13 protein-coding genes are annotated in these 13,636 nt (G+C 40.9%); all 13 read right to left on the bottom strand.

Translation table 11 applies throughout. The annotated features are described in order from the left end of the window. Positions 1–139: 139 nt before the first annotated feature. Positions 140–919 (bottom strand): L-threonylcarbamoyladenylate synthase, encoded by a 780-nt coding sequence (locus QM406_RS04985; protein WP_000160505.1) that lies wholly within the window; start codon positions 917–919, stop codon positions 140–142. 25 nt (positions 920–944) lie between these two features. Then, positions 945–1,538, bottom strand: a complete 594-nt coding sequence (leuD, locus tag QM406_RS04980) for a 3-isopropylmalate dehydratase small subunit (RefSeq protein WP_414273586.1) — start codon at positions 1,536–1,538, stop codon at positions 945–947. A 9-nt stretch (positions 1,539–1,547) separates the two neighbouring features. Then, complete coding sequence (leuC, locus tag QM406_RS04975; protein WP_414273585.1) at positions 1,548–2,930, bottom strand: 3-isopropylmalate dehydratase large subunit; 1,383 nt, start codon at positions 2,928–2,930, stop codon at positions 1,548–1,550. A gap of 3 nt (positions 2,931–2,933) precedes the next feature. After that, complete coding sequence (locus tag QM406_RS04970) at positions 2,934–3,203, bottom strand: DUF1294 domain-containing protein (protein WP_414273584.1); 270 nt, start codon at positions 3,201–3,203, stop codon at positions 2,934–2,936. After that, positions 3,200–4,237 carry a 3-isopropylmalate dehydrogenase gene (leuB, locus tag QM406_RS04965; protein WP_414273583.1) on the bottom strand — a complete coding sequence of 346 codons (1,038 nt, stop codon included), beginning with the start codon at positions 4,235–4,237 and terminating at the stop codon, positions 3,200–3,202. Before leuB ends, QM406_RS04970 begins: the two co-directional genes overlap by 4 nt. A gap of 11 nt (positions 4,238–4,248) precedes the next feature. Further along, the gene (locus tag QM406_RS04960) at positions 4,249–5,811 is read right to left on the bottom strand and encodes a 2-isopropylmalate synthase (protein WP_414273582.1); all 1,563 of its coding nucleotides are present in this window, start codon (positions 5,809–5,811) and stop codon (positions 4,249–4,251) included. A gap of 314 nt (positions 5,812–6,125) precedes the next feature. Beyond that, a complete protein-coding gene (locus QM406_RS04955; RefSeq protein WP_414273581.1) occupies positions 6,126–6,782 on the bottom strand; it encodes an MmcQ/YjbR family DNA-binding protein in 657 nt (218 codons plus the stop codon). A 43-nt stretch (positions 6,783–6,825) separates the two neighbouring features. Continuing rightward, the gene (locus QM406_RS04950; RefSeq protein WP_414273580.1) at positions 6,826–7,458 is read right to left on the bottom strand and encodes a copper homeostasis protein CutC; all 633 of its coding nucleotides are present in this window, start codon (positions 7,456–7,458) and stop codon (positions 6,826–6,828) included. Positions 7,459–7,551: 93 nt separating this feature from the next. Further along, complete coding sequence (locus QM406_RS04945; protein ID WP_045763427.1) at positions 7,552–7,911, bottom strand: YbaN family protein; 360 nt, start codon at positions 7,909–7,911, stop codon at positions 7,552–7,554. A 254-nt stretch (positions 7,912–8,165) separates the two neighbouring features. Continuing rightward, positions 8,166–10,253 carry a type I DNA topoisomerase gene (gene topA / locus QM406_RS04940; protein ID WP_315639009.1) on the bottom strand — a complete coding sequence of 696 codons (2,088 nt, stop codon included), beginning with the start codon at positions 10,251–10,253 and terminating at the stop codon, positions 8,166–8,168. A gap of 118 nt (positions 10,254–10,371) precedes the next feature. After that, complete coding sequence (gene dprA / locus QM406_RS04935; RefSeq protein WP_414273644.1) at positions 10,372–11,229, bottom strand: DNA-processing protein DprA; 858 nt, start codon at positions 11,227–11,229, stop codon at positions 10,372–10,374. 107 nt (positions 11,230–11,336) lie between these two features. Next, positions 11,337–12,272 (bottom strand): 4-hydroxy-tetrahydrodipicolinate synthase, encoded by a 936-nt coding sequence (dapA, locus tag QM406_RS04930; protein ID WP_311523720.1) that lies wholly within the window; start codon positions 12,270–12,272, stop codon positions 11,337–11,339. 50 nt (positions 12,273–12,322) lie between these two features. Further along, entirely contained in the window at positions 12,323–13,399 is a 1,077-nt protein-coding gene (locus tag QM406_RS04925) for an aspartate-semialdehyde dehydrogenase (protein ID WP_311523719.1), read from the bottom strand. Positions 13,400–13,636 lie beyond the last annotated feature (237 nt).

Here is a 13,636-nt window from a genome sequence, read left to right as displayed (position 1 = left end):
CTAGCCGCAGGCTGCTCAAAGCACTGCTTTGAGGTTGTAGATAAGACTGACGAAGTCAGTTACATATATCTACGGTAAGGCGACACTGACGTGGTTTGAAGAGATTTTCGAAGAGTATAAACCTCACTTCTTCTACATCCTAATAATACTCTCCCTGACGGTAGTCCCATGAGTTAAAGGTGTCTGACAGGTGCATCATGATTTTATCAATATCAAGACCTTTGCGGATTACAACTGGAGCTGGTGAGGTTGAACGTGCTCCTCCTTGTTCTGGGATGAGTTTACCGTCTTTATCAACCATAGAGACCATCACACCTTGCTCGTAGCGAGTTTCAATCGTTTTGTCAGGCTGGATTGATGCCACATAGTCGTCTGCCTCGATAACAAGGTCAACTGCTCCTTCGATGCGTTCTCCGATACCTTCTACCTTACCACGGTTTCCTTTTCCAGATGGGTTTGCAGATGAGGCATAGACCATCTTGCCTTCTTCCCAAAGTTTGGCAGCCAATTGTTCACCAGCTTTCCCAAACTTGATAACGAAACAGCTAGTACCACGGACGTCAGTCATGAGTTCTTCACGGCCATCACCGTATGCTTTGAGTTTTTCAAAGGCTTCTGGTTTCCAAGGAAGGATACAACCAAGAAGAATGTCTTCATCCCAATGTTTTTGATAGAAGGCTTCGATTTCAGGATTTAGCTGCGCTAAAGCGCGAAGCTCGTCCATGCTACCGCAGAGAACAACACCTGGTTTGTTACGGTTGCGTTCCTTGGCTTCAAACTTGCGTTCAAGACCTGCCTTATCGCTAGTCATGATGATGTAACCAACTTTTGTAGGGCAAACGATACATCCGCCCTCACCTTTTAAAATGTCATAACCTTCTTGTGAAAGTGTTCCGTTCCATTGAATGTGTTTTGTCATAGTTCTATTTCCTTTTCTATTTTTTCTAATCCTGCCAGTAGGCTGGGCGTTGTTTTTCATATGCAGCAATCAAGTCTTCATACTGCAAGGTAATACCGATATCATCCAAACCATTTAAGAGCTTGTGTTTCCATTCACTATCGATTTCGAAAGTGAATTTTCCAACTGGTGAGATGATTTTTTGTTGTTCTAAGTCCACAGTTACCTGGTCAGTCGGTTTAAGCCGGGCTAGCTTTTCTCTAACCTCTCTAGGCTGAACAATTGGTAACATGCCATTATTAAGTTCATTATTGTAATGAATGTCACCAAAAGAGCCTGCAATCACGACCTTAAAACCATAATCTGCTAGAGCCCAAGCAGCGTGTTCCCTCGAAGAACCTGCCCCAAAGTTATCCCCTGAGATGAGAATACTGGCTTTTCGATATTCAGGTCGGTTAAAGACAAAGTCTGGATCCTCAGTATACTTGTCATCTAGATAACGCCATGCATACATAAGGTACTTACCAAAGCCTTTCTTATCAATTAACTTGAGAAACTGCTTGGGTAGGATTTGGTCGGTGTCGATATTATCATTCATGAGAGGAACGGTCGTTCCTGTATAAACTGTAAATTTCTCCATATCCTCTCCTTACTGGGCTTCTGGCATTTGCCGAACATCTACAAAGCGCCCTGCAATAGCTGCCGCAGCTGCCATGGCTGGACTACAGAGATGGGTCTTAGCACCAAAGCCTTGTCTATCTTCAAAGTTACGGTTGCTGGTTGAGGCGCAGTGGACGCCATCAGGTACCTTGTCTGGATTCATCCCTAGGCACATTGAACAACCTGGGTCTCTCCACTCAAAGCCAGCGTCTAAAAAAACCTTATCCAAACCCAATTTCTCAGCAGCTCGTTTGACAGGACGAGAGCCTGGAACTACAATAGCCGTTAAGTTAGGAGCTATTTTCTTCCCTTTGACAAATCGAGCAGCCAGTTGCAAATCGCTGAGACGAGCATTGGTACAAGAACCGATAAAGATATAACCTAGTTCAATATCCGCTGGCTTTTGACCAGGCTCCAAATCCATGTAATTGTAGGCTCTCTCATCATTCATATCCTTGATTTCTGGGAAGCTACTGTCGAAGTCAACACCCATAGCAGGATTGGTTCCCCAGGTTACCATAGGAGCCAAGTCTGAGACATCCATCTGGATAATCTTATCGTAAATGGCATCATCATCGCTGACAATTGTTTTCCAATCAGCAACTGCTGCGTCAAAATCTTTGGGAACACACTCTCGTCCCTCAAGATAGTCATAGGTTGTCTGATCTGGATTCATGATTCCCATCTTGGATCCAAACTCGATGGACATATTGCAGATGGTCATTCGCTCTTCCATGCTCAGTGCATCAATAGCCTGTCCACGATATTCCACCACATAGCCAACACCACAGGCAACGCCGTACTTGGCAATCAAGGCTAAAATGAAGTCCTTGGAATAAACTCCTTTTTGAGGAACACCAGTGAATTCTACCAGCATTTTCTTGGGTTTGACCTGCCAGAGGGTTTGAGTAGCAAATACGTGCTCGACCTCACTGGTCCCAATTCCAAAGGCAATCGCTCCAAAAGCTCCATGGGTTGCTGTATGGCTATCACCACAGACGATGAATTTTCCTGGTTGTGTTCGTCCTGTTTCTGGACCAACCATGTGAACGATGCCTTGTTTTTCAGAACCATGGGCCGCATGTTCAATCCCGAATTCCTCAACATTTTCTGCTAACTTATCAATTTGAGCCTTGGATATTACATCTCGAATATCGTAGATATTAACTGTCGGTACATTGTGGTCAAAGGTCCCAAATGTCAAGTCTGGTCGTCTCAATCTGCGTCCTGTGTCTCGTAAACCTTGAAATGCCTGAGGACTGGTCACTTCGTGGATATAGTGTTGATCCACATACATGAGTTGTGGTTGTCCCTCTTCTCCTGTGATCACATGGAGGTCCCATAATTTATCAAAAATCGATTTTCCTGCCATTCATTACCTCCATACAAAATATAAAGCTACTAGTGTAGTCATTATCCCTAGGAACCAAACTGTTTTAAAATACCATTTTCTAGTCTTGTGATGAAAAGTGAGTCCTGCCAACCAGGCACCAAAACCACCACAAAAAAATGCAAATGATAGTAAATATTTTTCAGGTATTCGCCAAGCACCTCTTTGGGCTTTAAATTTGTCAATACCATAGATGGTAAAAATCAAAAGGTTCCAAATCAAGAGAGCAAAAGTAATTCCTTCGTTTAGTTTCATAGTCTTGCGATAATGGCTTCTGTCATTTCCTTAGTCGAAGCCTGTCCTCCTATATCTCTTGTTAAAATACCAGCCGCTAAACTAGCTTCAACAGCACGTTCAATACGCTGCGCATCCTCAAAACGTCCAAAGCTGTCTCTCAGCATCATGGCAACTGATAAAATCATGGAAATAGGATTGGCAATACCTTGTCCAGCAATATCAGGTGCTGAACCGTGAATCGGTTCATAGAGACTCGGACCATCTTCAGAGTGGCTGGCTGATGGCATAACCCCGAGTGTACCAGATAGAACGCTTGATTCATCAGATAAGATATCTCCGAAAAGATTCTCTGTCACGATAACATCAAACTTGGCTGGATTTGTAATCATGAGCATGGCAGCTGAGTCGACTAGCTGGTGTTCCAAAGTTACATCCGAAAAATCTTTTGCGACTTCATCAGCAACTCTCCGCCAGAGTTTTGATGTTGCCAAAACATTTTGCTTATCGATACTGGTAAGGATTTTTCTCCGACTTCTTGCCATTTCAAAAGCCTTACGTATAATCCTCTCTACTTCTTCATAGCTGTATTCATTGATATCACGTGCCGATTTCTCTTCAAGGATATGATCTCCAAAGTAAATCCCACCTGTCAACTCACGTACTACTACAAAGTCAACACCAGTTATTCGTTCTGGCTTAAGAGGTGACAAATGCTTGAGACTGTCAAAGATTTTTACCGGACGAATATTGGCATAGAGATTGAGTTCCTTACGGAGAGCCAGCAAGCCTTGTTCAGGGCGAACCGCTGCTCCATCATACTGAGGACTACCGATAGCTGCTAGTAGGATAGCATCTGCTTTCCTACTTGCCTTGAGGGTTTCATCAGGTAAAGGATGCCCTGCAGCATCAATACCTGCACCTCCGAAAGGTCGTCTGTCAATCTCATAGTCAAAACCTGTTTTTTCAGATATAGATGCTAGAACTTCTAAACCAGCTTCCATGATTTCAGGTCCGATACCATCACCTGCTAGGGCAACTATTTTTCTTGTCATAGCTTTCTCCTTTACACGCTAGGCATATCGCGATAGGAAACTGTTGTTCCCATTTCACCAGCATTCTCTTTTTGAACAAAGGTATTAGCATTGATATAAGCAATAGCCGAAGCCTTCAACACATCGAAATCAAGTCCAGCTGCGTTAAAGATAGTCTCTGTATCTCTGTTTTCAACAGTTACCAATACACGTGCCTGGGCATCAATACCATCAGTTACCGCATCAATCGTATAGGATACCAAGCGAACAGATTGATTAAAGAATTTATCAATAGCATTGAAGATAGCTTCAACAGAACCTTGACCTGCTGCATTAAATTCAACTTTCTCACCATCAAAATTAGCTAATCTAACTGTCGCTTCAATGTCATTTTCAGAATGGGTTTGAAGTTGCAAGTCATCAAAGTGGAAGCCTTCTGGATTTTCAACCATGGTGCCAGCTACCAGAGCTCGAATATCAGCATCTGTGATTTCTTGCTTCTTATCTGCTAAGGCCTTGAACTTAGCAAAAAGTGGTTTGATGTCTTCGTCTGTAAAATCTAGAGCTAAGTCTCTCAGTTTTTCTACAAAGGCATGGCGACCAGACAATTTACCGAGCGGAAGACTATTACTCTTGACACCAACCAATTCAGGTGTAATGATTTCATAAGTGAGAGGATTTTTAAGAACACCGTCTTGGTGAATACCTGATTCATGAGAGAAGGCATTTCCTCCAACAACCGCCTTATTTTTTGGAACTGGAATCCCTGAGAAGCGAGAAACCATTTCGGATGTATTAATCGTTTCGTTTAGGACGATACTTGTCTCTGCTTGGTAGTAATCTTGGCGAATATTGAGAGCCACTGCTATTTCTTCTAAAGCAGCATTCCCAGCTCTTTCTCCAATACCATTAATGGTTCCTTCAACACGCCCTGCCCCATTTTTAACAGCAGCAAGGCTATTTGCAACTGCCATTCCAAGGTCATCGTGACAGTGAGGAGAATAGATAATCTGACGGTCGGTTTTAACATTATCAATCAGATACTTGAAGATATTCCCATATTCCTCTGGTGTGGTAAAACCAACCGTGTCAGGAATATTGATATAGGTTGCACCTGCGTCTACCGCTGTTTGAACGACTTGTAAGAGGAAATCCAACTCTGTTCTAGTTGCATCCTCAGGAGAGAATTCGACAATCTCAAACTTAGAACGGGCATAAGAAACATGCTCCTTAATAGATTCCAAAATCTCTTCCTTGCTCTTATTAAGCTTATACTTGCGGTGAATCGGACTAGTAGCGATAAAGACGTGAACCTGTGGATACTTGGCATCCTTGAGGGCTTCATAACAAGCATCAATATCAGACTTGACCGAACGTGCCAAACCAGTCACCGCTGTTTTCTTCAAGACCTTAGCAATCTCCTGCACTGCCGTAAATGAGTCTGGACTAGCCGCCGGAAAACCGGCTTCAATGGCTGAAATACCCCATTTCTCCAGCTGTCTTGCAATGGCAATTTTTTCCTTGATTGAAAAATTAACACCAGGTGTCTGCTCTCCATCTCGAAGGCTGGTATCTAGAAATTCAACTGTTCTCATAAGATTTCCCCTTTTCCAAATATGGTTTTAAAAAAACATCTCGCTCAGAAACCCAAGCGAGATGTTGATTTACTCCCGCTTGGTAAGCCAAACAGGACTAATGCTTTTGCACTAGCCCGAGTACCTCAACAACAAAGCAAATTGATTAAACTTAGCTGTTTTCATGTTTGACTTTCTCCTTCGTTTGATATCTTGTTTAGTATTTTAGCATAGGAAAAAACACATGTCAAGAAAAAATCCAATATTTTCTGAAAATTTCTTCAGTAAAGAATATTTTGCTAATTGAAAGTATTTGAAAAATCAAGTAAATCTAATTACTTTTTCAAGGTCAAGTTGCAACTTTTTTCGATCAATTCAAGCAGCTCTTCATCTGATAAACTGTCATCAAGTGGCACACTTATCCAATAGCGCTTGTTCATATGAAAGGCTGGATAAATCCCTTTTTTTACCAACAAATCAGATACTTGATCATGTTTGAGATTGACTGCTTCCACTAGTCCTTCTCTGCCCTTTTCAAGCTTTTCCCAAGAGATTCTCATCAAAACAGCATACCACTTTTGATTGCCCTCATGGCGCAAAACAGCTGTATCAGGGGATTTCTCCCATAGATATTCCAATTGATTTCCGTACTTTTCTTGGACGAGTGCCATGATTCTCTTGGTCTGAGGACAGAGAAATCCCTGCACGTCAAAACAGGCCTTTCGAATGTCATAAAGAACTTCTAAACAAGCCTCTCGAACAGTTCCAACAAAAGTACCTCTCATACTTTCCATGTGAACTTGAGGATAAAGATCACCAGTGTCCTTGTCAAAAACTTGAAAAGATAAGTCTCCGTCCACAACTATAACTCTCATGAGAAAATCTCCGTGCAAGATAGTCAAACTATGGTTCCATACGCCTTGATTTTCTACAAATCCGTACTCTTTAGCCTTTTGACTATTAAACTGATAAGCTTTAAAAATTTCAAACATAAGCGAAAACTGCTACCAAAAGCTAGCAGTTCCTTTCTATTTTTTAAAAGACAACCTTAGTTCCATGTAATTGTGTCACACCCAGTTGGTCAATAAAGGTTTGACGGTTGTCCATGTCAATCCCTCCACCAGGTAAAATTTCAATCTTTCCTGCAGCGTGTTCTAAAATTTTGTGATAGTGAGCAAAGCGTTTCTCTAACGAGTCGCCAGATACACCGGCACGAGTCAGGATGCGTGTCACCCCAGCTTGGCTGAGCCAATCAATGGCTTCTAACTGATCTTGTTCGCTCAATTCATCAAATGCCATATGGAAAACAATTTCCATACCTTTAGATGCAGCAATCAATTTTTCAAGATTGGCCTTGTCCAACTTCTGATCAGCTGTTAAGGCACCAAAGACAACTCCCTGACTTCCTGCTTGAGCAGTTAGAGCAATGTCCTCAAGCATAATGGCAATTTCTAAATCATTGTAGACAAAATCACCACCACGTGGTCGAATCATAGTTATAATGGTCGTATCGTAGTCGGCCGCCAGCTCCACAGCTGCCTTGGTTACTCCGTAGCTTGGAGTTGTTCCACCAACTGCTAGATTGTCACAAAGCTCGATGCGACGAGCTCCTGCCTGCATAGCTTTTTCAAGCAAGGTTACATTTTCAGCACAAAATTCGTAAATCATTTGATTCTCCTTGAAGATTACTTTAAATTTATTATATCATGTTATTTCGAATATGTTTTTGTTTTTATCAAGGAAAATCGTTACTTATTAAAGTTATTCTTTATCAGGAATAACCTTGAAAAGATAGTAGGTGATAAAGATGGTTAAACATCCCAGACCAATTTTGACTGGTAAAAGAGGCGCAAAATAAATGGAAATTCCCATCAAGATATAAATTGATACAATAATCTTTTTCTTACGTTCACGCGCAATAGACTTGGTCTCACGAAAGTCAGCCACGTAAGTCTGATAAAGTTTAGTATGATAAAGCCAATCTTCAAAACGCTTGGAACTTCTGGAAAAACAAGCAATAGACAACAAAAGAAAAGGAGTCGTGGGCAACAAGGGCAAGACAACTCCAACAATAGCCAGAGCTAATGACAGAAATCCAATAATCAGATAGATAATACGCATAACTTCTCCTAGTTAATACTCTTCGAAAATCTCTTCAAACCACGTCAGCGTCGCCTTACCGTATATATGTTACTGACTTCGTCAGTTCTATCTACAACCTCAAAGCAGTGCTTTGAGCAGCCTGCGGCTAGCTTCCTAGTTTGCTCTTTGATTTTCATTGAGTATAAAATAATCTTCTTCTAGTTTCGCATACAATGATGAATTTTGTCAAGCCTTTACTAAAAAGAGCCTGAAATTTACTTTCAGGACTCATTTTATTTGATTTTTTCTTCTTCGTAATCACCATTGCTACAAACGATCTGCTTACCGCCACCACGGACTTTTTTCTCCATGAGGAAGTTACCACATTTTGGACAATCTCGTCCAACAGGCTTGTCCCAAGAAGTGAATTCACACTCTGGATAGCGATTGCAACCATAAAAGATACGATTACGCTTAGTTTTTCGTTCAATAATTTGACCTTGATGACAGCTTGGACACTCCACACCAATTTCTTTCACGATTGCTTGTGTATGACGGCAATCTGGGAAATTGCTACAAGCATAAAACTTACCAAAACGACCAAGTTTAATAACCATCGGACTGCCACACTCTTCACAATCAAATCCTGCTGGCTCATCCTTGATTTGGATTTTTTCCATTTCCTCTTCGGCTTTGGCAACCTCTTTAGAGAAGGGTTGGTAAAATTCATCAATGACTCGTTGCCACTGCTCTTTTCCAACTTCGACATCATCCAGTTTACCTTCCATTTCAGCTGTAAAGGTTACATTGACGATATCAGGGAAATATTCAACGATGAGCTTGTTAACAATTTCTCCCAACTCTGTTGGTTCAAAACGCTTGGCTGCCAAACGCACATAATAGCGCTTTTGAATAGTTTCAATGGTAGGTGCATAAGTTGATGGGCGACCGACTCCGTTTTCTTCCAAAGTTTTAATCAGTGTCGCTTCCGAATAACGTGCTGGCGGTTGAGTGAAGTGCTGCTCAGGCTTACTATTGACCTGCTTGACGACATCACCAACTACCATATCCGGCAACATCTTATTCTTATCTGAATCATTGTAAATGGCCAAGTAACCGTCAAATTTAACCTGACTTCCATTTGCTGCAAATTGAACTCCATTTTGAGAGAGCTTCACAGCCATGGTATCAAAGATAGCACCCGTCATCTGACTCGCTACAAAGCGATTCCAGATAAGAGTATAAAGCTTAAGTTGGTCTTTATCCAAATACTTAGCAATTTTTTCTGGCGTGTTAAAGACACTTGATGGGCGAATAGCCTCATGGGCATCCTGAGCACCAGTCGCATTCTTTACCTTGCTGCCATGCTTAGAATATTTACTGCCAAAACGTTCATTAATGTAGTTTGCAGCTTCATTTTGAGCAACTGGACTGATACGAGTCGAGTCTGTACGCATATAGGTAATCAAACCTTGGACGCCCGTACCAATATTAATCCCTTCATAGAGTTGCTGGGCAACCATCATGGTCTTTCGAGTACGGAAATTGATTTTATTAGCTGCATCCATCTGCATAGTTGAGGTAGTATAAGGAAGTGGAGCGTTACGCTTGCGTTCTTTTTTATCTACCTGATCAACTGTAAAGTCTTTGCTAGATAGATGAGACAAGACTTCTTTGACCTCTTCATTGCTTGTCAATTTCATCTTCTTGCCATTCATTCCATAGAAGGATGCTTGGAATTGCTTAGTCCCCTTTTTGAAGACTCCATCAATCGTCCAATATTCTTCTGGTTGAAAAGCATTGATCTCATTTTCACGGTCAATGATTAACTTGAGAGCAACAGACTGAACACGGCCAGCTGACAAGCCCTTTTTGACCTTTTTCCATAAAATCGGTGAAATAGAATAACCTACCAAGCGGTCCAAGACACGACGGGCTTGTTGGGCATCCACCAAATCCATATCAATCTTACGAGGTTCTTTAAAGGCATTTTTTACCGCATCCTTGGTAATCTCGTTGAAAACAACACGGTTAGCATCATTTTCATCTAGATTAAGAATATGAGCTAAATGCCAAGAAATTGCTTCTCCTTCGCGGTCCGGGTCACTTGCGAGAAAGACTTTATTGGCTTTTTTAGCTTCTTTTTTCAAGTCATTGATCAGAGGACCTTTCCCACGAATATTGATATATTGGGGTTCATAATTATTTTCTACATCGACTGACATACTGGATTTTTTCAAATCACGAATATGACCAACACTGGCTAAAACCTTATAATTTCTACCCAGGTATTTTTCAATCGTTTTAGCCTTTGCAGGCGACTCCACGATTACTAGATTTTTTTTAACTGTTGATTTTTTCTTCTTTGTTGCCGTAGCCACAGTATCACACCTTTTCAAAGTAATAAACTTTATAAAGTGTAAACCATTTTTAAAAACCTGTCAAGACTTAACTCCTATATATAGAAGAAAAGTTTAACCGATAAAGCCTTACTAGTTCTTAAAATTCAAATTCTGCTAACACATCCTGACCACTTGAAACAAGTTTTGCACCTTCTTGAACCAAGTGATGACAACCATCTGAACGACCATCTAAAATGTTACCTGGAATAGCAAAAACATCTCTTCCTTCTTCCATAGCTCGCTCACAAGTAATCAAACTACCAGATCTCATCTTTGCCTCAGCAACGATGACACCCATACATAGGCCAGCAATAATCCGATTTCGTGCTGGAAAGTGATATTTCAAGGGTTCTTCACCCGGTCCATATTCACTCAGTAGCAAATGATAATTACCGATGTAGTCCTGCAGTCGTTTATTGGATCGTGGATAATAGACATCCAAGCCAGTCCCAATGACTGCAATGGTTTTTCCACCACCTTGAAGAATAGACATATGCGCTGCAGTATCAATCCCTCTAGCAAGCCCGCTCACAATCACCAGTTCATTCTCCAGTTCTTGAACAACCTTACGGACTGATTTTGTACCTGACTGACTACAAGAGCGACTGCCTACAACCGCAATCTTAGGCAATTTTAAGAGATTTAAATCGCCCTTATAAAATAACAATACTGGAGCATCATAGATTTCACTGAGAGCAAAGGGATAGACATCGTCTAGGATGGAAAAAGAAGGAAATTTTTCAAAATCACTTCGTAATCGCTCCATACTTTCAAAGGTGAGTTTATGGTAACGTTCCATAAAAAGAACGGGATTTCTACACTCAGATGCTTCTGCTATCGTTTCTAGGGTTAATTCTTGATCATAGATTTCTCCATATTGAAGTACCTTTAAAACCTGTTGATTACTTAAACCTGCTTGTTTCAACTTATAAATCTCAAAATTATCAATCTTAATTTTCATGATAGACTCCTTGTTTTTCTCTCTATCTATTTATTCGTAGAAAAAGAAAAAAACTTTCCAACAATTTTACTTGTTTAGAAAGTTTTTTTAGATTAGTTATCTTAGTAATCAGGACGAAGGACTCCAGTGACAGTCGCCTTAGTTGCTTCGTAATCCCCATCAATAACAACCTTGATAATGCGTTTAGCATCCTCTTCAGGCGTAGGAACCAAAGGTAGACGAGTTGGCCCAGCTTCAAATCCCATATAGTTGAGTACCGCCTTAACAGGTGCCGGACTTGGGTAAGAGAAGAGAGCATTAACTTTAGGAATAAATTTACGTTGAATAGCTGCCGCTTTCTTCATATCACTTTCTTCGATTGCAGTGAACATCTCATTCATCTCATCTCCATTTGTGTGGGAAGCAACAGATATAACTCCGTCTGCACCAAGGTTCATAGCATGAAAAGCATCACCATCCTCACCAGTGTACACCAAGAATTCTTCTGGTTTATGCTCAATCAAGTAAGCCATATTGGCAAGACTGGTACATTCTTTGACACCAATAATATTTGGATGTTCCGCCAAACGAAGTAAAGTATCAGGAGTCATTTCGACAACTACACGTCCTGGAATGTTATAAATAATAATTGGCAAATCAGAAGCATCTGCAATAGCTTTAAAGTGTTGATACATACCTTCTTGGGATGGTTTATTATAGTAAGGAACAATCGCAAGACCAGCCGCAAAACCACCAAACTCTGCTACTTCTTTGACGAACTCGATAGAGTCACGTGTGTCATTGGTACCAACACCGGCAATTAAAGGAACACGGCCATTGACAACCTTTTGAACAGCTGCAAACAACTGCAACTCCTCATCGTGAGTTAGAGTCGGACTCTCAGCAGTTGTTCCTGCTAGAAGAATTCCGTCTGTATGATGTGCTAATAAATGTTCAATCAACTTTGGAATGGCATCGAAATTAATTGACCCATCTTCATGAAAAGGAGTAATAAAGGCCGTGATAATTTTACAATCTTTTAAATCTTGATAAGACATACGAAACACCTTTCTATTTTAAAGAAGGAGTTCAAATGAACTCCTACACATTATTTCAATTCAAATTTTAATTCAGCTGTTGTACGAACCAATCCACGTTCGTGAAGTGTTTCTGCAATTTGTACTGAGTTCCAAGCGGCACCTTTAAGAAGGTTATCAGAAACCACCCACATATGAATACCTTTTTCTGCATCCAAATCTTTACGGATACGTCCAACGAAAGTATCACGTGAACCAACAGCATTAACCGCTTGAGGATAGATTTGGTGAGCAACATCATCTTCAAGAACTGCACCTGGGAAGGCAGCAATAGCTGCTTTCACTTCTTCGATTGGTGCTACTTCTTTTGTTTCAATATAGACTGACTCAGAGTGAGCTGACAAAACTGGAATACGTACACATGTTGCTGATACGGCAATGCTATCGTCTTCCATGATTTTCTTGGTTTCATTCGTCATCTTCATCTCTTCGTAAGTGTAGTCATTGTCAGTGAAGACGTCAATTTGCGGAAGAGCATTGAAGGCAATTGGATAGTGTTTCTTATCGCCACCTGAAGGCAGGATTTCCGCATGCAAATCACGTGGATTCACACCATCATTCAGTACTTCACGCAACTCACGTTGGGTTTCAAGAATTGCTCCCATACCAGCACCTGAAACAGCTTGGTAAGTTGAAACGATAATACGGTCCAAGCCCCATTTTTGACGAACGGGCTCAAGAGCCACCATCATTTGAATTGTTGAACAGTTAGGACAAGAGATGATTCCGTTGTGAGCATCAAGGGCGTGGGCATTCACTTCAGGAACAACCAATGGTACATCTGGATTTTGACGGAAATAAGATGTGTTATCTACGACGACTGCACCTGCCTTAACAGCATAAGGTGCGTATTTTGCAGAAGTTGATCCACCAGCTGAGAAAAGAGCAATATCAACCCCTTCAAAAGCGTCTTCTGTTGTTTCTTCGATGGTCACATCTTGACCTTTGAATTGCAAGACCTTTCCTGCAGAACGTGCAGACGCAAGGTAACGAATCTTATCGATCGGAAGAGTTGATTCTTCCAACATTTTGATCATTTGAGCACCTACGGCACCTGTAGCGCCGACAACAGCAACTGTGTATCCCATAACAAACCTCTTTCGGAATTTTCTAAAAATTTCTATAATAGAAACATTATACTACTTTTTACCAAAATTGAAAAGTCTTTTTCCTATCTATTTTCTGAAATTGACAAGAAGGAAACTTCTCAAAGTAACTTCCACTTATCTGACCAAAGTGGAAATTAGTCTAAAACGGATTTTTATGGTGGAATTAAGTGTGAGACGTTTGTGGTAGAAATGAGGCCTACTATGACCAAACATAAA

This window comes from Streptococcus infantis (assembly GCF_047465035.1).
Taxonomy (GTDB): domain Bacteria; phylum Bacillota; class Bacilli; order Lactobacillales; family Streptococcaceae; genus Streptococcus; species Streptococcus infantis_T.
The sequence above is the reverse complement of the archived record's forward strand: the minus strand, read 5'-3'. Positions and strand labels throughout refer to the sequence as shown.

Bases quoted from the DNA above. Each gene is read 5' to 3' on its own strand.
- leuC (WP_414273585.1), bottom strand. From the start codon at position 2,930: ATGGCAGGAAAATCGATTTTTGATAAATTATGGGACCTCCATGTGATC.
- dapA (WP_311523720.1), bottom strand. From the start codon at position 12,272: ATGTCTTATCAAGATTTAAAAGATTGTAAAATTATCACGGCCTTTATT.
- QM406_RS04955 (WP_414273581.1), bottom strand. From the start codon at position 6,782: ATGTTTGAAATTTTTAAAGCTTATCAGTTTAATAGTCAAAAGGCTAAA.
- QM406_RS04945 (WP_045763427.1), bottom strand. From the start codon at position 7,911: ATGCGTATTATCTATCTGATTATTGGATTTCTGTCATTAGCTCTGGCT.
- leuD (WP_414273586.1), bottom strand. From the start codon at position 1,538: ATGGAGAAATTTACAGTTTATACAGGAACGACCGTTCCTCTCATGAAT.
- QM406_RS04950 (WP_414273580.1), bottom strand. From the start codon at position 7,458: ATGATTTACGAATTTTGTGCTGAAAATGTAACCTTGCTTGAAAAAGCT.
- QM406_RS04985 (WP_000160505.1), bottom strand. From the start codon at position 919: ATGACAAAACACATTCAATGGAACGGAACACTTTCACAAGAAGGTTAT.
- leuB (WP_414273583.1), bottom strand. From the start codon at position 4,237: ATGACAAGAAAAATAGTTGCCCTAGCAGGTGATGGTATCGGACCTGAA.
- QM406_RS04970 (WP_414273584.1), bottom strand. From the start codon at position 3,203: ATGAAACTAAACGAAGGAATTACTTTTGCTCTCTTGATTTGGAACCTT.
- QM406_RS04925 (WP_311523719.1), bottom strand. From the start codon at position 13,399: ATGGGATACACAGTTGCTGTTGTCGGCGCTACAGGTGCCGTAGGTGCT.
- QM406_RS04960 (WP_414273582.1), bottom strand. From the start codon at position 5,811: ATGAGAACAGTTGAATTTCTAGATACCAGCCTTCGAGATGGAGAGCAG.